The 22516-nt window shown below is 39.7% G+C and carries 19 protein-coding genes, 1 tRNA gene, 1 pseudogene and 1 riboswitch; of the genes and pseudogenes, 1 reads left to right on the forward strand and 20 read right to left on the reverse strand.

Going from position 1 to position 22516, the window contains the following annotated elements:
* Positions 1–57: 57 nt before the first annotated feature.
* The 15 genes and pseudogenes from thiW to HMPREF9243_RS05645 all read right to left on the reverse strand — a co-directional run bounded on the left by thiW (position 58) and on the right by HMPREF9243_RS05645 (position 15974).
* Positions 58–597 (reverse strand): energy coupling factor transporter S component ThiW, encoded by a 540-nt coding sequence (gene thiW, locus HMPREF9243_RS05580; protein ID WP_013668690.1) that lies wholly within the window; start codon positions 595–597, stop codon positions 58–60.
* Between the two features lie 25 nt (positions 598–622).
* Positions 623–717: riboswitch (TPP riboswitch) on the reverse strand.
* Between the two features lie 465 nt (positions 718–1182).
* Positions 1183–2232: a PTS transporter subunit IIC gene (locus HMPREF9243_RS05585; RefSeq protein ID WP_013669015.1), complete on the reverse strand. Its 1050-nt coding sequence runs from the start codon at positions 2230–2232 to the stop codon at positions 1183–1185.
* A 605-nt stretch (positions 2233–2837) separates the two neighbouring features.
* Positions 2838–3494, reverse strand: coding sequence for a 1-acyl-sn-glycerol-3-phosphate acyltransferase (locus tag HMPREF9243_RS05590; RefSeq protein WP_013669807.1), 657 nt, complete (start codon positions 3492–3494; stop codon positions 2838–2840).
* A gap of 98 nt (positions 3495–3592) precedes the next feature.
* Positions 3593–3811: a YneF family protein gene (locus HMPREF9243_RS05595; protein WP_013669734.1), complete on the reverse strand. Its 219-nt coding sequence runs from the start codon at positions 3809–3811 to the stop codon at positions 3593–3595.
* A 93-nt stretch (positions 3812–3904) separates the two neighbouring features.
* Complete coding sequence (locus HMPREF9243_RS05600; RefSeq protein WP_013669134.1) at positions 3905–4852, reverse strand: RluA family pseudouridine synthase; 948 nt, start codon at positions 4850–4852, stop codon at positions 3905–3907.
* A gap of 4 nt (positions 4853–4856) precedes the next feature.
* Positions 4857–5306, reverse strand: a complete 450-nt coding sequence (gene lspA, locus HMPREF9243_RS05605) for a signal peptidase II (RefSeq protein ID WP_013669052.1) — start codon at positions 5304–5306, stop codon at positions 4857–4859.
* 22 nt (positions 5307–5328) lie between these two features.
* Entirely contained in the window at positions 5329–5919 is a 591-nt protein-coding gene (locus tag HMPREF9243_RS05610) for a viroplasmin family protein (protein ID WP_013669821.1), read from the reverse strand.
* A 75-nt stretch (positions 5920–5994) separates the two neighbouring features.
* Positions 5995–6065: transfer RNA gene (locus HMPREF9243_RS05615), tRNA-Gly, on the reverse strand.
* Between the two features lie 74 nt (positions 6066–6139).
* Entirely contained in the window at positions 6140–8986 is a 2847-nt protein-coding gene (addA, locus tag HMPREF9243_RS05620) for a helicase-exonuclease AddAB subunit AddA (RefSeq protein WP_081456647.1), read from the reverse strand.
* Between the two features lie 17 nt (positions 8987–9003).
* Positions 9004–9987: a UvrD-helicase domain-containing protein gene (locus HMPREF9243_RS05625; protein WP_041706121.1), complete on the reverse strand. Its 984-nt coding sequence runs from the start codon at positions 9985–9987 to the stop codon at positions 9004–9006.
* A gap of 2 nt (positions 9988–9989) precedes the next feature.
* Positions 9990–13598, reverse strand: a complete 3609-nt coding sequence (locus HMPREF9243_RS05630) for a PD-(D/E)XK nuclease family protein (protein WP_013668664.1) — start codon at positions 13596–13598, stop codon at positions 9990–9992.
* Between the two features lie 23 nt (positions 13599–13621).
* Entirely contained in the window at positions 13622–14014 is a 393-nt protein-coding gene (locus tag HMPREF9243_RS09935; protein WP_049776762.1) for a Nif3-like dinuclear metal center hexameric protein, read from the reverse strand.
* Complete coding sequence (locus tag HMPREF9243_RS05635; RefSeq protein ID WP_049776763.1) at positions 14002–14745, reverse strand: Nif3-like dinuclear metal center hexameric protein; 744 nt, start codon at positions 14743–14745, stop codon at positions 14002–14004. Before HMPREF9243_RS05635 ends, HMPREF9243_RS09935 begins: the two co-directional genes overlap by 13 nt.
* Positions 14735–15444, reverse strand: a pseudogene (locus tag HMPREF9243_RS09940) (tRNA (adenine(22)-N(1))-methyltransferase). The gene HMPREF9243_RS05635 and the pseudogene HMPREF9243_RS09940 overlap by 11 nt, the downstream one beginning before the upstream one ends.
* Complete coding sequence (locus tag HMPREF9243_RS05645; protein WP_013669344.1) at positions 15444–15974, reverse strand: GDSL-type esterase/lipase family protein; 531 nt, start codon at positions 15972–15974, stop codon at positions 15444–15446. The pseudogene HMPREF9243_RS09940 and the gene HMPREF9243_RS05645 overlap by 1 nt, the downstream one beginning before the upstream one ends.
* A gap of 107 nt (positions 15975–16081) precedes the next feature.
* Here HMPREF9243_RS05645 and HMPREF9243_RS05650 point away from each other — a divergent pair, with 107 nt between their 5' ends.
* Complete coding sequence (locus tag HMPREF9243_RS05650) at positions 16082–16393, forward strand: hypothetical protein (protein WP_013670035.1); 312 nt, start codon at positions 16082–16084, stop codon at positions 16391–16393.
* Between the two features lie 63 nt (positions 16394–16456).
* Here the strand turns inward: HMPREF9243_RS05650 and glgA are convergent, their stop codons facing one another.
* The 5 genes from glgA to glgB form a co-directional block, all read right to left on the reverse strand.
* Entirely contained in the window at positions 16457–17899 is a 1443-nt protein-coding gene (gene glgA / locus HMPREF9243_RS05655; protein ID WP_013669282.1) for a glycogen synthase GlgA, read from the reverse strand.
* Between the two features lie 43 nt (positions 17900–17942).
* Positions 17943–19097, reverse strand: a complete 1155-nt coding sequence (glgD, locus tag HMPREF9243_RS05660; RefSeq protein WP_013669814.1) for a glucose-1-phosphate adenylyltransferase subunit GlgD — start codon at positions 19095–19097, stop codon at positions 17943–17945.
* Positions 19084–20223, reverse strand: coding sequence for a glucose-1-phosphate adenylyltransferase (locus HMPREF9243_RS05665; protein ID WP_013669045.1), 1140 nt, complete (start codon positions 20221–20223; stop codon positions 19084–19086). Before HMPREF9243_RS05665 ends, glgD begins: the two co-directional genes overlap by 14 nt.
* A 91-nt stretch (positions 20224–20314) precedes the next feature.
* Positions 20315–20866 carry an alpha amylase C-terminal domain-containing protein gene (locus HMPREF9243_RS10960; RefSeq protein WP_315861754.1) on the reverse strand — a complete coding sequence of 184 codons (552 nt, stop codon included), beginning with the start codon at positions 20864–20866 and terminating at the stop codon, positions 20315–20317.
* Between the two features lie 5 nt (positions 20867–20871).
* Positions 20872–22284 (reverse strand): 1,4-alpha-glucan branching protein GlgB, encoded by a 1413-nt coding sequence (gene glgB / locus HMPREF9243_RS05670; protein ID WP_315861755.1) that lies wholly within the window; start codon positions 22282–22284, stop codon positions 20872–20874.
* Positions 22285–22516: the final 232 nt, after the last annotated feature.

Consider the following 22516-nt stretch of genomic DNA (forward strand, 5'->3'; position numbering starts at 1 on the left):
AGATAATAGCTAAAGGCGCAGAAAAAATTGAGAACTTTAGCTTTAACTATGACGAATTTAAGCCTTTTTCTTAGATGAGTCATAAACATTGACTCCTAGGCGTTTTTGCATTTTATAAAGCAAACCGGTTTGCCGCAAGGTGGCTAAGAAGAAATAAGCTAAGACACCACCAATAATTGTTGCAATTAGAAAACTAGGAACATAAAACAGCCAAGTAATTCCTGTTTTTCCCAATAGAAGCGCCATTACTGGATAAGAAGCAATAGCTCCGATAATCCCGGTACCGATAATTTCACCAAGCACACAGGCAAGGATAGAACCATTAAAGAGACGATATAGTATTCCCGAAAGCACAGCACCAAAAACTTGGCCAGTAAGTGCTAATGGAGGCACCGAAAAAAGACTCATCCGAATAATTGCAGTCAGAATGGCATTTAACAAACTATACCAAGGGCCCAATAAGACCGAACAAACTACATTAACAAAGTGGGCAGTAGGAGCAAAGCCCTCGATGCGAAAAATCGGTGAAATAACCACCCCAATGGCCACAAACATCGCTACCGTTACTAAAATCAATGGACTTGATTTCTTAGTCAAAAAAATCCCTCCTAAAAGATAAAGGAGAGCACAAAAAAAGACTACCTACGCAAGCATTACCTTGATCAGGTTACAGGGTCGATATCAATCCTCTCAGCCGTGGCTCCCCTAATTAATAGTATTTTACCTACTTATCATATGTCATAAATAAAAATTAAACAAGCCTTTTCACCTATCTTTTAAAAGACCCAATTAAAAACAACAGGGAGAGTGTGACAAAAGTCAAAAGAGCCCTGAAGAGCTACGGATACTATATCTGTAACTCGCTCTTGGCTTCGAACAGCTATAGCAACTGGAACAAAGTATGGAAGATAGGCACAAGGCTATCGCACATAGTTCGTCGTTGGGTTCGACTTGGCAGACTTGGACTGATTTCACAAGTCAGAAACAAGCGAATGCTTCGCTTTTATTCTGACTTGCTCCAATCATCCAAGTCTAGTTGCCAAGTCTCACACTCTGTGTGAAGTGAATGTCAGGGCTGACTTTTGGAACACGTTTTGATTAGATAATTCGTATTTTGAAAAGAGTCTGAGACTTTTGTCCCAGACTCACTTTCCTAAAAGTATTGACTTCTTCTATTCGTTCTTAGTGTTCTGGAGCATGGTAAACATAAATACTTTCATCATAAACCCCCATACGGGTAAATGTCTGATGGGTAATAATAGAAATCGCCAAAGGCACTACTACATATGTTAGGCAGAGGACCAAAATATTAACCACTGCATTATCATCCATAAAATAATAGGCATTGATTGGTCCAGATAGACCCGTGATACCAAAACCAGCTGATTCAGTAGTTCCCTGAATATTAAATAAATAACCAAAGAGTCCTACTACCCCTGCATTAATCACAATAGGTAGGGTCATTTTTAGGTTTTGTAAGTAATTGGCCATAAATAATTTTGGCCCAGCAAATAATAATGAAAAAGTAATCCCATTACTGTTAACTCGTGAAGAAGCATAGAGAAAAGTAAATACAACCGCTACAATTCCTAAGTTAGCTGCCCCAGCCGCTAGACCACTAATGGATACCGCGTAAGCAATCGCAACACTAGACAGAGGCGTAACAATAATAATGGCAAAGGCAATTGCGATTAAAATAGCCATAATTAATGGTTGAATCTCTGTGAGATGAGCAATCCCCTGGCCTAAAAGTAATGTCAGTTGACTAACCAAAGGTAGGATTAAACGGCCAATAAAACCGGGTAAAATTCCTCCCAGTAAAGGAAGAACCACAATGTTGAGACTTTGCCAACGATTATTATAAAGTTTAATAAAAATAGCAGCAATAAAGACGGTGATAATGGTGTTGATTAAGTCTCCCGTTCCTTTAAGTGCCCAAGCCCCATCGACTAAGCGAGCTGCTCCACTCCCTAAAAAAGCAGCTCCTGCTAATGCTGCTGTTTCCATGCCCTTCATATTTAACTGCAAGGCCGCAAAGAGACCGACTAAAAAAGGTACGGCAAATTGAAAAGCTTGAATAGAGCCAGCAAAGTCAGCCAAAACGCCTGGTGTACTTAGCCAAGACCGAGTTAATGCGCCTAGTATGGCACTAGGAATCAAACCGATAACAATACCTGTTGATGCCCCATTTAAAACTTGATTAAAGATATCCTTAATTTTTAAATTCTGCATAAATTAACCTTCCTTCATTAAAGTATTTTTAATATCTTATCATGAAAACATGATAAAATCTTGGGAATTTCACCAAGATACAAATTAAATAAAAAGATTATTTATTTTTTTACTATTTACTTCTATAAAAAAAGGCAGCCCTTACTGCCCTAAATCACATATTATAATTATATTTTGGGGTCTATCTAGTCAACTAGCAAAAAAATACTGCTAAATTATTTAAAGAGATCATTCTAACGATTAAACTTCAATAAAGGATAAGCAAGAGAGTGTGACAAAAGTCAAAATAGCCCTGAAGAGCTACGCATACTATATCTGTAACTCGCTTGCGCTTCGAACAGCTATAGCAACTGGAACAAACTATGGAAGATAGGCGCAAGCCTATCGCACATAGTTCGTCGTTGGGCTCGACTTGGCAGACTTGGAGTGATTTCACAAGTCAGAAATCAGCGACTGTTTCGCTTGTTTCTGACTTGTTCCAATCATCCAAGTCTCACACCCTGTGTGAAGTGGACGTCAGAGCTGACTTTTGAAACACATTTTGATTAGAAGGTCCGTATTTTGAAAAGAGTCTGGGACTTTTTTCCCAGACTCGGTAGGCTTACTTATTTTCGATCCCGTTCCCGAATAGCTGCTTCAAGATCATAATGATAGTTAGGGTCAATCTCTCGATCGATTACTTGAAAAGCCTGCCCAATTTGCTGATCGATGTCCTTGAGGTCTTCTTTTGATAGCTTCTTACCAGCAGGCAAATAGATGGGTTTTCCCACTCTGAACTTTACCCGATTTTTTGCCTTTCTTGAAAAGAGTCCAGAAATATGAATCGGGCCTTGGTAGGCAACGGGTAAAATGTTAACCTTGCCCATTTTTGCCAATACAGCTGCCCCATCCTTAATTTCTGTCGAATAACGAGAGCCAGTAGGAAAAAGTCCAACGTTATCTTCACCCTTTTTGAGTTCGGCTACCGCCGCTTTTAAGGAAGCCATGCTAGGATTTTCTCGATCGACTGGCATAACACCTAAGTGGTCTAAGCACCAATTCACCAAGGCAGATGAAAATAGCTCCTGCTTAGCTAAGAAATGAACCGGTTTAGGTAAGGTATGGATGCCGATAATTACCGGATCAAGTATACTGCGGTGGGGAGCAACAATTAAATATTGTTGATCAGGATCATAGTCCTCATGGTAGGAAAGTTCTGGTTTTCCATTGACAATTCGAAGTAAGCCTTTAACCAAGTAAGCCATAAAGTTATAAAACCACATTTTTGTCACCTCGCTAGGATTTTCAAGCATCAGCTAAGCTAGCCTTTTTAAAAAGCATAAAACAAATAGAGGCTGGAATTCCTCCAACCTCCTTATTATTATTTTTTCGTTTTTTTCATAGAATTAATAATTTGTTGGACACGTTTTTCGGATGGCTTTTGCCCCATTTGTGCCATCATAGTCCGGATCATATCAGCTGAAATTGGTGGGTTATCTTGGAAATAGTTCATCATATAACGACGAGCAATAAAGAAACCTAAGATCATACCGATAATCAAAGTAATAATGATAATAATAATCCAAGCGAAATTTGACATGAATGATTTCCCCCTCTATATAAACATCTTTTTTATTGTACTAAAAATTATCTGACTTGCCAAGTTTAAGAAAATTTATAAACTCCGAGGCTTTTATTTTTCCAAGTGTAAATCATAGTTAGGTAAGGCCTTATGCAATATGTTCATAAAGGTCTTAGGCGGCTTAACCTGAAAGCTAAGTTTTTCTTTAGTGATCGGGTGATTGAATGATAGTCCATAGGCATGGAGACATTGTCCCTGCTGACTAAAAAAACGCTGCTGATAGGCTTTGGCATAGAGTGGGTCATCAACAACAGGATGGTCCAAGTAAGCTAAGTGGGCCCTAATTTGGTGGGTACGGCCAGTTTCCAAACTTAATCGCAGCAAGGCATAGTTTTCCACTTGAGCGATTTGCTTGAAATGGGTCACTGCTTCTTTTCCCAGAGGGTCACCCACATAGCGCATCCGGTCTTTAGGATGACGGCGCAAGGGAATATCAATCGTCCCCTGCTTATCCGGTAAATGACCATAAATCAGGGCAAGGTATTTTCTATCCAATTGATGATTAGCCAAGTCTTCCAGCAAAGCTTGATAAGCTGGGTCTGATTTAGCGACTACCATTAGACCACTGGTATCTTTATCTAGACGATGAACAATTCCTGGTCGATAATAATCGCCCAAGTCGCTCAATGTAAAATGATTTTTTTGGGCATAGGCTAATAAGGCATTAACCAAGGTCCCGCTTAAATGGCCCTTGGAGGGATGAACGACCATCCCTTTGGCTTTATTAATCACTAGCAGGTCTTTATCTTCATAAACGATGTCAAGATCCAGCGACTCTCCCTCTATCGGAAGCTTCTGCTCTTCCTCAATCGCTAAGGAGATCTTATCCATAGGGTTTAAACGGTAACTGGGCTTAACTACTTGCTTATTCACTTTCACTTGACCCGTTTTAATCCATTGGGCTATCTCACTACGGCTATAACTATCTAAACGCTGACTCAAATAACGATCCAAACGCAGACTCTGATCACCATGATATTCATAGCTTTTCTTAAGCATGAAATCACTCCTCTTTTGATTCAAAGAATAATAAGTAAATGATAAAGAAAATTACTCCCAAACTTAAACAAGTATCCGCAAAATTAAAAACGGGAAAATCCATAAACTCTAGTTTAAACATATCCACGACATAGCCCAAGCGAACACGGTCAATAAAATTTCCTACAGCCCCTGCAAGCAATAAGGATAAGCTAGTCACATATAAGGGATGGCGGACATTGTCATAATGGTAATAATAAATGATTAGGCCACTAACGAGTAAAGTAATGGGAATAAATAGCCACATATGACCAGCAAGCATTCCCCAGGCTGCTCCACGGTTTTGTAAATAATGTAAGGATAAAAGATTAGGAATAAAAGGGATCGTTTCATTTAAGGCGATATGGTTCACCGTCCACGCTTTTATCATTTGATCAATAATCACTAAGATAACGCTTAAGAGATAAAAAAACATGATAGAACTCCTTTAACTTATTTTAGTTAAGTGCACCCTTCTTAGCAAGCTGGTCTGCAATATCGTTATAATGATCGTTTGAGTGGGCCTTGACCTTAACAAAATGAATCCTAATTTCTTTTTCTTTATCTAACATGAATTGACGGTAAGACTGAGTAAATTCATTCTTAGCTTGCCAATCGCCATTGACCCATTTTTCAATTCCTTGATAATCAAAATGAATAAGGACTTCTTTAGCTTCTAATTTAATTGCCGCCTTTACAGCCCGCATACTGGCCATCATTTCCCCAGCAACATTGCGCATTTTAACTAATTCTGGATCATCGCCGCCACCATAGAAGGTATATTCTTTCCCTCGATAAATGAGAATTCCACCAAATCCATAACGATTATTGGCAGTCATGAAGCTGCCATCAACATAAGCTAGAACTTGGTCATTGAAATCGACCTTGACAGATTGACTACCTTGATCACTTAAAAAGTTTTCCGCCTCTGCTTGACTGCTAAAGGATTTATAGACGGCACTGGGGTACTTATCGATGGCTTTTTTACAAGTTGGCCAATCAGTGAAAATTCCAGTTTTCCGCCCTTTTTTTACCGCATAGTATTTCACATTAACTCTCCTTTTATCCTTTTAAATACAAATAAAAAGTGAGACAAGCCTGTCTCACTTTAATAGTCAATATAAAGCGGGTGACGAGAATCGAACTCGCGACGACAGCTTGGGAAGCTGCAGTTTTACCACTAAACTACACCCGCAGAACAAACATGCTCTTTTCAACAAAAGTTATTATAGCATGTTTATCCCCTTTAAAGCAAGATTTATTTAATTTTTATTCCACCAGGAAAGTCTCTAAAGAATCCAGGGCTATCAAGACCGCATAATCCACCGGTCGTTCTAAAATTGAAGTTAAAGCTTTTTTATAAAGTGACATTTGGACACGGTAGCGTTTCAACAGGGTTTGCCTTTGCTCTTTAGCGGGTAAATAGCCAATATGGTCGGTTTTATAGTCAAACAGCCATACCTGGTCATTTTCATCAATGAGAAATCCATCAATGATTCCGTGAATGAGGACCTTATCATTGGGGGTTAGACCAGTAGAGGACTTTAGTTGGCGATAAGGCAGTAGATAGGAAAAAGGCTGTTCCCGGTAAACTTGGCTCTTAGGATGAATGATTCTTTTACCCATAGGTGTTTCAAAGAAAGCCAATAGCTGCTGTAAATCAGCCTCACTTAAACTACTTTCTTCGAGCAGGCCCTTAGCAACTAAGTCCTTATAGCTTTCGGATAGTGAGTCGAAACTAGGCATAGCCTTTAAGTCCATGGCTTGGAGAAGTAAATGAACGGCTGAGCCATGCTCACTAGGACTATGCACCGCTTGACTCTGAATAAATTCTGGAGCGGGATAGTGACTCGGAGTAAACCGCAGACCTTGCACTGCTTCACTCTGACTATTTGAATAGCGCCACTGCATTTGACGGCCATCTTCTGGTTCCTCAAATAGCCGCTTTAATTCCGACACTGACTGATAACTACTCGTCTGACTAGCTTCCTGATAAAGATAATCATAATCCAAGGGCGATGAAATAATCTCTGTTTGAGCATTCTCTCCCTCAACACTTGCCTTTTCGGGCGCAAGCTGAATATTTTGAAAGGCTGTGTGGGTTAAGAGTTCTTCCTCATTGACCACCTGGATATGAAAATCCGTAGTCACGCTTTGATAGCTAGATTGGGGTGCCTGGTCATAATGACTTTTATTTCTAAAATCAGGATGACGAGCAATTGCAGTTCCGATCCATTTTTGGATATTATCGCTTTGATTAGAAATAGCGCGTAAACTCTCATCGATGACCTGATTTTTTTGACTCAAGTTGGCCCATTTAATCCATTGATCAAAAGATTTATCTCGGGCTTCTGTCGCGCCTACTAGATAAAGTTTTTGCTCAGCCCGGGTTAAGGCCACATATAACTTACGTTGTTCCTCTGCACTAAGTTCAAGACGTTCATAGTGTTCAGCCAGCAAACGAATCGGATTGCTATAGCTAATGCCATTGAAACGGTCTCTGACTTTAACCCCAATACCTATTTGGTCATTAATCAACAGTTCATTCTTCAGATCGTCGACATTGAATCCCTTAGCCATATTGAAGTAAAAAACCACAGGGAATTCTAGTCCCTTACTGGCATGGACGGTCATTAATTGAACTGTATTTTGATTGAGATCGATGGTCTGTGGGCTTTCTAAGTCCTTCTCGCGTTCCTGCATTTTTTCAATGAAACGGATAAATTGAAAAAGACCCCTGAATTGATTTTCCTCAAAATCATAAGCTCTCTTATATAAGCCATGTAAATTACTTTCGCGCTGTAAACCATTGGTCATCCCACTCACATAGTCTAAATAGCCTGTATCTTGGTAGATTTGCCAAATTAATTGAGCTATCGAATGCTCTTTAGTGAAACTACGCCAGAACTGGAGCCAATCGAGCAATTGTTGGAGTTTATTGAGTAGGTCATTATCCTTTTCATTTTGATGAGATTCAACATAAGATTGGACCGCTTCAAAATAAGTCCCCTCGCGCTCAGCAATGCGTATCTTGGCCATTTCTGGTTCAGTCAAGCCGATAATTGGTGACCGTAATACTGCGGCCAAAGGAATATCTTGGTAAGGATTATCAATTAATTTCAACAGCCCTACCATGGTCATAATTTCAGTCCGTTGGAAATAATTTTGCTTTTTATCTTGCATAATCGGAATATCGTATTGAGTGAAAATGTTTTCTAAATCCTGATAAAAAGTACGATTGCTTCCTAAAATCACAATATCACTATAGCATAGCGGGCGCATCTTATCTTCACTAGTTGCATCCTTATCATAAATCTTAAAGCCCTTTTGCATGAGCGAAGTTATTTTTTGGGCAATCACTTCTGCTTGGAGTTCAGTTCGAGACAGTTCTTGATTGCTATCCAAGCTTTGACGGTAATCCTCATTTTCTTCAACTAATAAGACTTCCGTTTCATAGCCTTCTAGGTCTGGGTACCAAGTGGCTCCTACACTTAACTGTCCTTCAGAAAGATAATCGACTCCACCGATTTTTTCGTCCATTAATTGAGAAAACACAAAGTTGACAAAGCTTAAAATCTCAGGGCGACTACGGAAATTTTCCGCTAGATTGATTCGATAAGAAGGCTCCTCAAAAGGCGGCGTTTGCTCGTCAAAGTTAGCATAGCGCTGGTACTTGTCCATAAATAATTTAGGGTCGGCGTAGCGGAAGCGATAGATACTTTGCTTCACATCCCCTACCATGAAGCGATTATAGGAGCGATCTTCTTGACTAACCGCTTGAATGATCGCCTCTTGCAGGCCATTGACGTCTTGATACTCATCGACCATGACTTCTTTAAAGCGGGACTGATAATAAAGCAGAGCTTCATTTTTATCGGGATCAGTCGGAGATAAAATTTGATAAGTATATAATTCAATGGCTTGAAAGTCCAGCTGCTTTTCTTCAAACATTTCTGCTTGCATGCGGTCAATGAATAATTGACAAAGATAAACAATGGCTGCAGCTAAGCGGTAGCTCTCTTTTAGCATTTTATTTGTGGTCTCTTCATCAAAGGCTAAAAATTTATAGAGATCAGTCTGGTTGATTTTAGCATTTAATTGTAAATCTTTTAGCAGTTGGCTATAAGCAGATCTTAGGGCCTTTTTTGATCCATAGCTGGAGACTTGGCTTTAACCTTGTAGTTAATAAAAGCAAATTTGGGCCGGTTGTTAAAATACTCATAGGTTGCTTGATAGTCCTTATTTTCTAGCAGGTCTTTTAAATGGATAAAAAACTGCTTCTGTTCTTGGATACCGGCAATTAATTTCTGAATGCCTTCGCCGCTTTCATCTCCTGCTAGACCTTGACTGGGAATACTTTCTTCATAGGCAGTAAAGGCTTTGATATAGCGATTTTCCAGTAGCTGAGATAAATAAGGGACCAACTCCTGACGGTAAAAATTGCTTTTTGAATAAGTCTCATCAGTCTGATAATACCTTAAGGTTTCTTGGAGCCAGCCTTTGGGATTGGCGTGAGACCGTGCCTTATTATACAAATCAAAAATTAACTGGCTAAGCTTTTCATCACTGGCTTGCCGGCCATCTGAATAATTATTGCTGAGGATCACAAATTCATCATGATAATCGCCATAAATATCACTTTCACTATCTAAAAGGTCTTCTTTTAACTTTTTCCAAACTTTCTCATAAAAAAGTAACCATTCCGTCTCATCGGTCACTAGGCGAAATTTGGGGTCTAGATCAATTAGATAATAGTAGCGATTGATCACTTGCCGACAAAAGGCATCAATGGTCGAGATATTCGCTTGGGGTAGAGCTTGAACTTCCTTTTGGAGATGAAATCTTTTTTGACTATCTAGCTCACGGTTAATTTCATCTTTTAGGCTTTTCTCAATACGTTCTTTCATTTCCTTAGCAGCTAATTCTGTAAAGGTAACCACTAAGAGTTCGGATAACTTCCGACCACTTTTCACTTGATTAATAATTCTCTCAACCAATACCCGGGTTTTCCCTGAGCCAGCTGAGGCCGAAAGTAATAAATTATGCTGGTTTAAATGAATGGCAGACCATTGTTGGTCCGTATAAGTTGCATTTTGCGGTTTAATTGGTATTTCCACCCTTATTCTTCCTCCTCACTTGTCTCATTTAATTCATTGGCGATCATTTGGAAAAAGGTATCCTTAGAGAGCTTTAATCGGTCACGATAGTGTTTGCCTGGCTCGGTTAAATCAAACTGAGCAATACTTTTATAGGCTGTCGTCGAGGGAAGATATTTTTCATCTTCCAGGGGACGTAATTGAATATCACCACTCATGATATTTTCAGAACTAATATAAATAATTTCTTTTATGTAGTCTAATAAGGCTTGGAATTCTTTTAAGGTCAGTATTTTTCGCGACCTATTCTTATCAAAATCACCGTCTTTTTTCAGTCCATAAGCATACAAGTCTTCCCCATCGTAGCCCTCTTTCATAATGTCCTCGAGTAGTTGCTGGCTAGCTAGGAAATATTCATTGCTTTTTAATTCCTGACTTAAATCGACAGTACCCCTAGCATTTTTTTCCATCATCTCAGCATATTCGCTTTGATTTTCAATCTTTTTCAAAGGAGCACTCACCTTTTGGTAAAAGGCTCCAAATGGAATAATCTTTTTATCGGGATTTTGGTCTTGAAATTTTTCCAAACAGACTAATAAATACGTATATAACTGGATATTAGTCCCTTGGAAAATATCTCCAAGACTGATAGCCCTTGCCCCTGATTTATAATCAGTGACTTGACTAACTATGTAATCTTGCCCCTTAAACTGCCAATTAAAAGTATCAATGCGGTCAATAATCCCCCGCAGGTGAACCCTAGTCTGATTAGAAAGATTAAAGGAATAGGGTTGATCCACCTTCATCCCAAAACTTGCTTCATTAGCATAGTTATGCCACTTGGTCTTATTCATTTTTATATCAAATTGTTTGATAAAACGATTAAGGTTAAAGTTTAATTGTTTTAATTGGTAATTATAGAACTGGTTGGCCGAAAAAATATCATAGGTTGGATCCTTTAACGTGGTGTTGAGCGCATGAGAAAATAGTTCATCAAAGGAGTAATCCGACTGTTTCTTTAGATCATAATATTCTTGCAGTACCCGGTGGAAATAACTTCCTGTCAGGCGCTCATCAATTTTAAAGATGGGCCGCTCTCTTAACTTTAAGCCATACTGTAAAAAGTAGGAAAAAGGATCCTTATTATACAATTCTAAGCTTGAGACGGATACCGCTAGTTGTGATCCGTATAGGGCCTTTGCTTCCTCTGAACTTAAATTGACCACTTTATTTTGGTGGCTTAGTCCCTGGAGTACTCTGAGGGTATAGTCCCGACTCTTAGTCTCTTGGCTCAGAGCTTCTTTAAGTGCTTCCCATCGATCTGAAACCGTCAATTGTTGACTTTTATTGCCTTGATAAACTTGGATCAAGTAATGTAATTGACTACGCCAATTTCCAAAGACTAGAGAGTCTTTCTCAGACACTGGCAAGGCTAGTGATTTTTTATCCCAAACTTCGAGGTCAAAGCGGTCAATTAAGTAAGCTAAATAGGGAGAAATATCTGTCGTTTTATCCCCTAGTTGATTATAGGAAAAAGATAAATATAAGCGCTCGCTAGCAGATAAAAAGAGTTTATAGGCAATAAATTTTTCGTTATTTGTCTTGACTTGGCTACTTAGATTCAAGCCTTCATTGACGTTAAAATAGTGATTTAAAACCTCACGATCTTCATCCGTCAGTAGGCTATAATTTTGATAAGCCTTAGGTAAATTAGACTTAGTCAAGGCCATAACAAAAGTTACCTTTTTATGTTCTGAACGTTGACTGTCAATTCCCCGAATCGTTACCGAATCCAAAGTTGGGGGAACCATATTATATTTTGTCTGGTTAAAGGCACTGGCTAAAACTTCTTGAAAATCTTGAATTTTAAAGCTTTGCTCCTTAAATAAACGGTCATACTGGTCAAGCACTTTGATAAAGGCTTGCCAAGCTTGTTCGTGGTGTCGTCCCTCATCCAAGCGGTTATTTAGGGCATTATTTTGAGCCCAAAGCATTAATTGTTCAGGAATCTGATAGTGGACTAAAAATTGATAGAGTGCGACCAAGGCTTCATGGTTATTACTTATCTGGTCAAAAGCTGTAAAAAGGCCATCCAAGGCTTCAGCAAGAAAGGCTTTGACTTGATTAGCAATTTCCTGAGTTTTTTGATCTGATTCACTGGCAACCACTTGCCCGTAATCATCCACCCTTAAATATGACCAAGTGACCCCTTTTTGCCACCATTGTTTACCCTCATAGCCATTTTGTAGCACAACGTTTTCTGTGAGATCGACCTCGTGACGAAAGCTTTCAACTTCAGACCAGGGATCTTCAGAATCATGCAAGGGCAATAACAGTTCAGTTCGTAACAGATTAAAGATATCCTCATAGCGCCAATCATAACGGTAAATGCGAATAAGCGCATCAATGAACAAGAACAAGGGATGGTCTGCCATGGATTCACTATCGTCAAGGAAAAAGGGAATATTATTCATCTTTAAATAAGGCAAAAGCTGTTCTCTTACCTGGTCAAAGTCCCTAGTCAAAATTTGGATATCCTGATAACGATAGGCTTGACAACTGACTAAATGATAAATTTGGTTAGCCACTTGTTCTGCTTCAATATAGGGGGTTTGACAGGACCACACTTGGATCAGATTTTTTACTTGGTCTTGCTCTTCTTTGGAAATAGTAGCGTAAGCCGCCTTTTCATTTGACCAGTCCTTGACTAGGGTCTGGTCAAGTAAGTAAAAGCCTGGATCAAACTTTTCATTAATCTTACCCACACGGTCAAACATTAGGGAACAATCGATAGATTTTGCTAATTGGACTAGCTTATTATAGCTTTGACGGCTCAAACTAAATAAATCTTGTCCTTGAAATTCACTCTTCAGCATCTTCTGACTATCCAGAGTTAATATCACTTCTACCTGATCACAAGCTGCCAATAAGTCGCCAAGAATATCAAACTCATTAGCAGTAAAACGATAAAAACCATCAACGACTATTCTAACCTGAGATAAATCGGTCGTCGTCAGATAATGCTTTAATTGTTTGTAAAGAGCCTGTTCAGTAAGAATTTGATCCGATAACTTGCTTTCAAAGCTTTGGTAGATAAGAATAAGTTCTCTTAATTTGTCTAATTGGTTGTCTAATAGGGGATCTTGGCCATCCGCCTCTGCCTCTACTGTATGGTAGATTTCAATTAAACGACGACTACTGATATTCCCCTGGTCAAATTCCTTAAACAATTGGGTTAATTGTTCTTGAAACCCAATATAGCTACTTTCGCGACGAAAGATAAGTAAATCTTCCTGCAAGTCATTTAAGATTTGCTTGATCAGCATCATTAGGCCAATATCATCTAGTCCTGATTGGATGGGCTCTTGGTTTTGTTCTAAAAAATACCAGGCCAGTCGTTTAAAAGAAAAGACCTGTAAACGCATCATAGCAACCCCATCATCACTAGCAGGCTTACTTTTATAAGTTTGGATATTATCAAGAATAATTTTCTCCATATCAAACTTCATATGTTCGGGAACTAAATAAAAGACCCGGTGACTTGAATCAGCCGCTAAAAAGCTTGCCATATCTCTCAATGTGTCCTCACGATTATCCTTAGTTTCTAAAATACGTGTGATTTGTAAACGCATGCTAACCTTCCTTTAATAGACTTCTACAAGAAATGAAAAGGATCAGTGTTGACCACTGAAGGGAAGACAGCCAGCCCCAAATGATTGGTTTGGCTCCACTGGGTCAACTCGTCTAGGACATAGGGAATACAAATAGCTTCCATATGGTGACCGGGGTCAATTAGACTCAGGCCACTTTCATAGATATCATGGGCAGTATGGTAATCCGCATCAGCCGTAATAAAAACATCCGCCCCGGCTGCCTTGGCTGCTTGATAATAGGATGAACCTGCCCCACCTAATACGGCTACCCGACGAACGAGAGCCTTGTCATCCCTAGTCACAAAGCGAATGCCTTCTAAGTGAGAAACTGCCTTAATTTTCTCCACATAATCTTTAAATGGAATTTTCTCTTTTAATTCCCCTATTCTTCCCATTCCGATACTATGATAATCATTATTCTTCTCATAGATTTCAACGACTGGTTCTTCATAGGGATGGTATTTTTTACCAGGTCACAAACTTTCTCTTTTTCCCTTTCCTTGACAGTTAAGGACAGGGCGATTTCCTCAAGCTCAGTTTTTTGATCCACTTCACCGATTCTTGGTTGCGCTCCATCTACAGGAATAAAACTCCCTTGACCAGTCCATTGAAAAAAACAATCCTGGTAATTTCCAATAACAGAAAGAGGATAGGCACTAAGCGCCTCTTTGAAGGCAGGCAAGCTCTCCTTAGGTAAAAAAGTAACCAGGCGGTAATTTTTTTCCTGGTAATGAGCGGCGAAAACCTCAGCATTGTCTATCCCATAACGTTCAGCTAACCAATCATTCATTCCTGGTTGACTACTATCAAGATTAGTATGAGCACTGTAGACGGCGATTTGGTGCCTAATCAATTTGGCATACATGGCTTGTTGGGGGTCATCCTCGCTGAGGCGCTTTGCTGGCCTAAATATTACCGGATGGTGGGAAAATATAAAGTCAACTTGTTTCGCTATGGCCTCCTCAACCACTTCCGGACGGACATCTAGAGTCACTAAAACCCGCTTAACCTCTTGATCTAAAGACCCAAAATGTAAGCCAATCGGGTCGCCTTCAAGCGCATAGGCAGTGGGAAAACGATTTTCAAAATACTGGACAAGGTCACTAACGGTTACTTTATTGGTCATCACTTTCACCCTCCAAAGCTTGTTTGATCATTGCTAACTGTTGACTAAATTGCTGACGCCTTTCACTAAGTGCTTCCCCTTTCATTTGTTGGAGAATACTTTCTATCTTATGCTGACGTCGGGTCCATTTTTTTCTAAAAATAGCTGGATTGCTAGCCTGGGTATAAAGTCCTAGGTAAATTTGGCTGTCACTGAGACCAGGAGCCTTTCCGACATATTCGGCTGCTATAATTTCATAAATTTTTCCTGCGTCTTCTAAAATATCTTCTCCTATAATTTTATAGCCCTGTTCCAATAACCATTGGCGCAAAAGGTATTCATCGATATTTGCCTGTAAAATTAGCTTGGGATAGTCTAATTGCGTCAAAATTTCCTCGCCAGCAAGTAAAATTTCATGAATGAGCTTGCCCCCCATACCTGCGATTATAACCGTATCGACTGGGTCTTCTTTTTTAAGGTAGCTAAACCATTGCCCAAGCGGCATGATACTAAATCGCCATAGTGCTTATCAAGCACGGCTTGACACATCCGCTCATAAGGCCCTTGAGCGACTTCACTACAAATAGCACCAATAATCAGGCCTTGGTCTAGTAAATAAATCGGAATATGGGCGTGGTCTGAACCAATATCTGCTACAAAACTTCCCTTTTCAACGTAATTTGCGATTCCTTTCAGTCGTTTGGAGAGTGTTTTGGTCATTACTTAGCTCCTCTTCTTATGGTTTTCTCTATGCCTTCTGCCAACAGCTGGTAGCCAGCTTGAGTCAGGTGGACCCCCTCGATAGTTAGCTCAGGTCGGCAATAATTATTTACGTCGTAAAATCCTTGCCAATCCCAATAAGTTAATGAATATTTATTATCAAATTGTCTTAACTCATCATTTAAACGATCAATGAGCACATTGGAGACTGAAGGATCTTCCCTAAGATTTCGCATCACTAGGGATAAGATCAGTTGAGACTCAGGATAATGCTTGTTAAAATATTCGATATTCTTTTCGATCCAGTAGGTCGGATTCTCGATACCTAAGCCCTGCCATAATTCATTAATCCCGTACATTAATAAAATGGTATCATAATCTTCACTTAAATCATTATTTTTGATTAGCATATCGTAACCTTCTTCGGCAATGCTGCCGCTCACGGCCCGGTTATCAATTTTTACATTTCCAATCTGAGCGAAGGGAAATTTCGCTAAAACTGAGTGTCCATAAAATAATAGTCCAGCCATTTGCTTTATCAACCTTTCATCATAATTTCTCTATTTATCTTAGCAAACTTTGCGTATAATGATAATGATCTAAAAATTACTTTATTCTTAAGGAGGTAAGGAATGCAATGGGATTTCGCTTTAAAAAAGAGGAAATGGAAAGTATCGACGACTTATTTGACCGTTTAATCCAACCGGCTAACCCGCGTCAGGAAGATCAAACCGAAGACCAAGCTGAGGAGAAAGCAAGTATTTATTTAAGCCAAGATTTTATTAGAAAGTATACCTCTTTTGATAGCTTTGAAGAGTTTTCATTACAGGCGCCACTTCCTCTACAAGCCGCTGATCAATTAAACGAGGGAGATTCCTATTTGATGAACCAATTCGTCCGTCAACATAGTGATTTCGAGAGCTGGCAAGAACTCCTTAATCATAGATAAGAAAAAGGCCAATTCGAGTGAACAGCTTGAATTTGGCCTTTTTGTTTTGTATTGCTTTTCTCGCTACTCATTAAGGAGTTGCTGGTAAATCGTTAAATAGTCCTTAGCTGGTTTTTCCCAGCGGAAATCGCGAGTCATCGCATGTTGAATCAGATAATGCCAGGCTTCTTTTTGGTTGTAGTAAACGCCGAGTGCATAGTGGACCATGTTGGAAAAATCCCCCGCATCAAAACGTTTAAAACTAAAGCCATTGCCTTCTCCGGTAAACTGATTATAAGGAATAACCGTATCCTTTAAGCCTCCTGTTTCATGAACCAGGGGCAAAGTGCCATAACGCATTGAAATCATTTGCGAAAGCCCACAAGGTTCAAAGGCACTCGGCATCAGGAAGAGGTCACTTCCGGCATAAATTTGTTGAGCTAATTGGGTATCAAAGTCAATATAGGCACAAAATCGTCCCTTATATTGGTCTTCAAAGTAACGGAAGGAGTGCTCGAAACGCTGATCACCTGTCCCTAAAATGAGGAATTGGGCAGAAGTGGTGTGCAATAATTCTTCAGCCTTAGCTTCTAATAATTGCATGCCCTTTTGGTCGGTTAAGCGGCTCACCACGGCAAGAAGCGGCCGGTCAGGATCAACTGCTAAGCCCACCCGTTCCTGTAAGAAGGCCTTATTGGCTGCCTTCCCATCACGCACTGTATCCATGCTATAGTTTTTGGCTAAGGCAGGGTCTGTTTCCGGATTATTCAAATCATAATCAATGCCATTGATTATCCCGCGAATTTTAAAAGCATTAGCTCGAAGCGTTCCGTCTAAAGCTTCCCCAAATTCAGGGGTTTGGATCTCCCGAGCATAGCTAGGGCTAACAGTAGTGACAATATCACTAAAATTGATTCCTCCCTTTAAATAATTGACCCGGTTATTTTGTCTCACACCCTTATCATGAAAGAGGCTATCAGTGGTATTGAAATAATTTTTTAAATTTTCTCGGTCCGTCCAGCCTTGAAAGCGCAAGTTATGAATGGTTAATACCTTGCGAATATTCTTATAGGCTTCTACCCAATGATAGCGATCAACTAAGAGTGCTGGAATCATGGCGCTTTGCCAGTCATTGACATGAATGACGTTAGGAATAAAATCAATTTTCTCCATCATTTCAATAACTGCTAGGGAGAAAAAGGCAAAACGTTCTTCATCATCACCATAACCATAGAGAGAATCACGATCAAAATAATCTAAATTATCGACAAAATAATAGCTTAGCCCTTCTAATTGTAAATATTTAATACCAACATAGGCTGTCTTCTTACCCATGTCGACAGTAAAGTGCATTAAATCGGTGACATCTTCTTTATATTTTTCTGGCATGAGCGTGTAATAAGGGAGGACGACACGAATATCTACCCCCTGGCGCTGTAATTCCTTAGGTAGGGCATAGGAAACATCCCCCAGCCCCCCTGATTTAAAAAAAGGAGCTGCTTCTGCAGAAACAAATAAAACCTTCATCATGTCCTCTTTTCTAACTCTTCCAATCACCTGACAAAAAAGTTTAGAAGTCAGATCTCTTGATAACTTCATGCTTACCAATAACAATTAAATCGTCAGGTTTTCCTTCAATAACTGCTCCTGGTTCAACGGTCACATTCTTATCCAAAATAGCGTAGGAAACCTTAGCCCCTTTACCAATTTTACAGCCTTGCAGGATAATAGAGTGACTAACTTCAGCTTCAGCCTCCACCACCACCTTACGAAATAGTTGGGAATGGAATACCTTTCCAAAAATTTCACAGCCCGTGGCTAATTGGGAATGCTTAACGTCAGCTCCTTTAGCGTAAAATGTTGGAACCCCATTGTGTCCCTTGGTATAGATACTCTGTTTGTTTTGAAAGAGCTCGGTATAAGCTTCTGCCTCTAACATATCCATACTTGCTTGGTAGTAAGCATTGATCGAATCGATATTAGCAATATAGCCATGATGTTCAACCCCAACCGTCTTATAATCTGGAAGGAATTGGATCAAAATGTCATCAAGGTTTTGATTGATGTCTTGGCTTTCTGCCTTTTCGATAATTTCTAACATGATTTTAGTTGGTACGATGGACATGTTCATATCATATAGGACGGTATCACTTTCAATTGGGGTAACCCCCTCAACTTGTAAATCATTAATATAGCCTGCTTCATCCAGGCTAACCAACCGCTCATTGGGATGATATTCTATCATTTCACGAGGAACACGGGCATATAGGCGGGCAATATCAGCGTCAGAATCTTCTAGGGCTTCAATTAAATTACTAATAACCACATTGGCTAAGACACGCGATCCGGCAACATAAACATAATCCGCATGCGAACGATTAATAAATGTCTCATGGTCATCATAAAAATCGCCACGGCGACTAGCTGCTTCATAAAGCGCTTGTTTATGCTCCATTTGTGAGAAAGTAAATATGCCACCCCGATAAGTGTCCAAGTCCCAAGGTTTCCCGCTACGGATATGATCATAGACAGAACGACCTGATCGGCCGATAAAGAGGGCTGCCGAACGCATATTAGCGTAAGTGATACTAGATAGAGCAAAGTCTAATAAGCGGTAACGGCAAGCAAAAGGTAACATGGCAATAGGACGTTGCTTAGTCAATGGGTAAAGATCGTTATCATTTTCAGTTAAGTTTAATATTGCGCAAACTTTATTTTGAACCATGCTCACTACCCCCTATTATTTCTTCATATCCAGCCACCTGAATATCATGTACTTCACCAACAAAGCGTGTATTATCCATCACTTCAGCATTTTCACCCAGAATCGCATACTTAATTTCTACATTCTGGCCAATTTTTGCTCCTGACATAATCACACTATTTTCAATCAGACTTCCCTTGCCAATTGTGACATTTTGAGAAATGACAGAATTTTTAATGCTTCCACGATTAATTGTTCCATCACAAATCATTGAATCTTCGACATGACTTTCTCCTGACATGAATTGTGGAGGGGCAAACGCAACTTTCGAAAAGATGGGCCAGGTATCTTCTCGAATATTCAGCGGATGGTTAGGCTCTAAGAATTCCATATTAGCTTCCCAAAGACTGTCGATGGTCCCAACATCCTTCCAGTAACCATGGAAGGAATAGGCGTAAAGTCTTTCTTGGTTTTCAAGATAAGTAGGAATAACATCATGGCCAAAGTCTTCCATTTCCTCAGGGTCATTTACCAAATATTGGCGTAATAATTCCCAATTAAAAATATAAATCCCCATGGAAGCTAAATTACTTTTAGGCTCAGCCGGTTTCTCTTCAAATTCAACAATGCGGCCGGCCTCATCCGTATTCATAATGCCAAAACGGGAAGCTTCTTCCATTGGAACGGGGATGACTCCTACTGTACAATCAGCTTCGTTCTTTATATGCTCTTGAAGCATGGCTTCATAATTCATTTTATAAATATGGTCACCAGACAGGATGAGGACATATTTAGGTTGATGTGAATCGACGAAGGCTACATTTTGATAAATCGCATTGGCTGTTCCCTTAAACCATTTTTCTCCTTCACTACTTGAGTAAGGCTGTAAAACAGCTGCCCCGCCATCACTAACATCCAGCCCCCAAGGTGCTCCATTACCAATATGGTCATTTAAAACGAGTGGTTCATACTGAGTCATCACTCCTACTGTCGTAATACCTGAATTCGCACAATTACTTAAGGGAAAATCAATGATACGGTATTTCCCCCCAAAAGGGACAGCAGGTTTAGCGATATCTTGAGTGAGTTTCCCTAAACGAGTCCCTTTACCACCAGCTAAAATCATAGCTAACATTTCACTTTTCATAGATTACGAGATTACTCTCGTCCCTCCTCTCTGAAATAAAAATTATTTCCCAGCCTTCTACAGCATTGTACGGCCTAGGCATTGAATTTACTTAATGATTACTTGTTTGCTGACTATTGCCTTTGGCTGCTTTTGCTTGCGATTTGACCAAGGCTTCTTCATCAATGGTGTCTGGTACTAGTAGTAAAAGCGATAGACTCGGCAGAACAAGTTCAATTGAATAGTTTTGTTTTTGATGTGCTTTGTCTTCGGTCTGGAAGACCTCTTTCTGGTAGAGCCAGTTACCGCCAAATTCTTTCATTTCACTATTTAATAGTATTCGGTAACTGCCTGGCAAAGGCACACCCAATCGATAATTGTGGCGTTCAACTGGAGTAAAATTAAATATACAGATGACACAATCGCTTAATTCTTCCCCTTTGCGGATGAAAGCCACAATGCTTTCATCAGGATTATCTGCCTCAAGAAAAATGATGCCTTTAGCTGATAAATCATAGTGATGAAGCGCTTTCTTACTTAAGTATAACTGATTTAATGTGGAAATGTAATCTTGAAATTCCAAATTATATTCCCTGGACAAGGTCTCCCATTCTAAGCCTTCATAGAAACGCCATTCTAAAAATTGACCAATTTCATTGCCCATAAAACTTAATTTTTTCCGGGATATACCATCCGATAACCTTCCATTAACCGCAAATTAGCAAATTGACGGTAACGGTTATCCCCTGGCATCTTTCCTAGTAAAGATTCTTTTCCATGGACGACTTCATCATGGGAAAAAGGCAGAATAAAGTTTTCATCAAACATATACATGAAGGTGAAGGTAATTAACCGATAATTATAGGAGCGCGAGAGTGGGTCAAGCTTAAAGAATTTGAGAGTATCATTCATCCAGCCCATATTCCACTTGAAATTGAAGCCAAGACCACCTTGGTCAATCGACTGGGTGACTCCTGGCCAAGCAGTACTTTCCTCAGCAATCATTAAATATGAGGGGTCACGCAGGAAAATTTCTTTATTCAAGCGGCGTATAAAATCGACCCCCTCTAAATTGACATTATTCCCATAAATATTAGGTGTCCAGTCCCCATCATCGTAGTCAAGATAAAGCATGTTAGACACCGCGTCCACCCGTAAGCCATCAAAATGAAATTCTTCGAGCCAATAGACAGCATTGGATATGAGAAAACTTTGGACTTGATTTTTTCCTAAGTCAAAATTCAGGGTCCCCCAACGAATGTTCTTAGCTCGCCTGGGATCACTATATTCAAAAGTCGGCCCACCGTCAAAGTTAGCCATGGCATCATCATTAATCACAAAATGACCAGGTACCCAATCCATGATGACTCCAATTCCTGCTTGATGAGCTGCATCCACAAAACGTTTTAGCGGATCAAAGTCATGCCCATAACGGCCAGCAATGGAGTAATAACCACTGACTTGGTAACCCCATGAGGCTTCAAGTGGATGTTCGGTCAGAGGCATAAATTCAATGTGGGTATAACCCATTTTCTTAACATAAGGAATTAACTCCTTGCGTAAATCATCGAAACTATAAGCCCTACCATCTGCATGGCGTTGCCAAGAGGACTGATGGACTTCATAGATATTAATCGGGCTCTGATAAATATTTTGTTGTCGCCTGGTCTGGAGCCATTTTTCATCATTCCAGCTATAACTCGTGGGATTCTGGATGACTGAGGCAGTTTTAGGTGGAACTTCACTAGCAAAGGCAAAAGGGTCTTGTTTTTCTTTAACCAAGCCATCCCGCCCTTCAATGACAAATTTGTATAAATCCCACTCAGAAGCTTCCTTAATAACTGTTGTCCAAGCACCAGTTTCTCCGACTCGTTCTAGCGCTTGCGGCTGCCACTGGTTAAAATCACCTTCAATCGCCACTGATTTGGCCTGGGGAGCCCAAGTGGTAAAGCGATAACCGTCTTGAGAAGATGAAGCCATTTTATGGGCTCCTAAGAAGCGATAAGCATGATAATGTTTTCCTTTATTAAAGAAATACATATTGTCTTCAATATTTTTTAAACTTAATTCTTGATTAGACATCTATCTCACCCCTATCTTTCTATACAAAAAAGGCGAGGAGAAATCTCCTCGCCTTCCCTAGACTAAGGGTTAATCAGTGTTCACATCACTCATTAACCAAGTACCTACTTCCTGTAGTGGTTTAAACAATAAACCGTGTACTCTCTATAACACTACATGGACTTATCTTATGCCATGTTGATGTCGATTCATCGCATGAAATAAGTCTATCATAGAGTATCCTATTAAACAA

The organism is Aerococcus sp. Group 1, assembly GCF_000193205.1.
In the GTDB taxonomy this organism is placed as follows: domain Bacteria; phylum Bacillota; class Bacilli; order Lactobacillales; family Aerococcaceae; genus Aerococcus; species Aerococcus urinae_A.

Bases quoted from the DNA above. Each gene is read 5' to 3' on its own strand.
- HMPREF9243_RS05650 (WP_013670035.1), top strand. From the start codon at position 16,082: ATGGGATTTCGCTTTAAAAAAGAGGAAATGGAAAGTATCGACGACTTA.
- HMPREF9243_RS05635 (WP_049776763.1), bottom strand. From the start codon at position 14,745: ATGACCAATAAAGTAACCGTTAGTGACCTTGTCCAGTATTTTGAAAAT.
- HMPREF9243_RS05630 (WP_013668664.1), bottom strand. From the start codon at position 13,598: ATGCGTTTACAAATCACACGTATTTTAGAAACTAAGGATAATCGTGAG.
- HMPREF9243_RS10960 (WP_315861754.1), bottom strand. From the start codon at position 20,866: ATGGGCAATGAAATTGGTCAATTTTTAGAATGGCGTTTCTATGAAGGC.
- HMPREF9243_RS05600 (WP_013669134.1), bottom strand. From the start codon at position 4,852: ATGCTTAAGAAAAGCTATGAATATCATGGTGATCAGAGTCTGCGTTTG.
- HMPREF9243_RS05595 (WP_013669734.1), bottom strand. From the start codon at position 3,811: ATGTCAAATTTCGCTTGGATTATTATTATCATTATTACTTTGATTATC.
- HMPREF9243_RS05665 (WP_013669045.1), bottom strand. From the start codon at position 20,223: ATGAAAAGTGAAATGTTAGCTATGATTTTAGCTGGTGGTAAAGGGACT.
- glgA (WP_013669282.1), bottom strand. From the start codon at position 17,899: ATGAAGGTTTTATTTGTTTCTGCAGAAGCAGCTCCTTTTTTTAAATCA.
- HMPREF9243_RS09935 (WP_049776762.1), bottom strand. From the start codon at position 14,014: ATGGGAAGAATAGGGGAATTAAAAGAGAAAATTCCATTTAAAGATTAT.
- lspA (WP_013669052.1), bottom strand. From the start codon at position 5,306: ATGTTTTTTTATCTCTTAAGCGTTATCTTAGTGATTATTGATCAAATG.
- HMPREF9243_RS05645 (WP_013669344.1), bottom strand. From the start codon at position 15,974: ATGGCTGGACTATTATTTTATGGACACTCAGTTTTAGCGAAATTTCCC.
- HMPREF9243_RS05590 (WP_013669807.1), bottom strand. From the start codon at position 3,494: ATGTGGTTTTATAACTTTATGGCTTACTTGGTTAAAGGCTTACTTCGA.
- HMPREF9243_RS05585 (WP_013669015.1), bottom strand. From the start codon at position 2,232: ATGCAGAATTTAAAAATTAAGGATATCTTTAATCAAGTTTTAAATGGG.
- glgD (WP_013669814.1), bottom strand. From the start codon at position 19,097: ATGGTTCAAAATAAAGTTTGCGCAATATTAAACTTAACTGAAAATGAT.
- glgB (WP_315861755.1), bottom strand. From the start codon at position 22,284: ATGTCTAATCAAGAATTAAGTTTAAAAAATATTGAAGACAATATGTAT.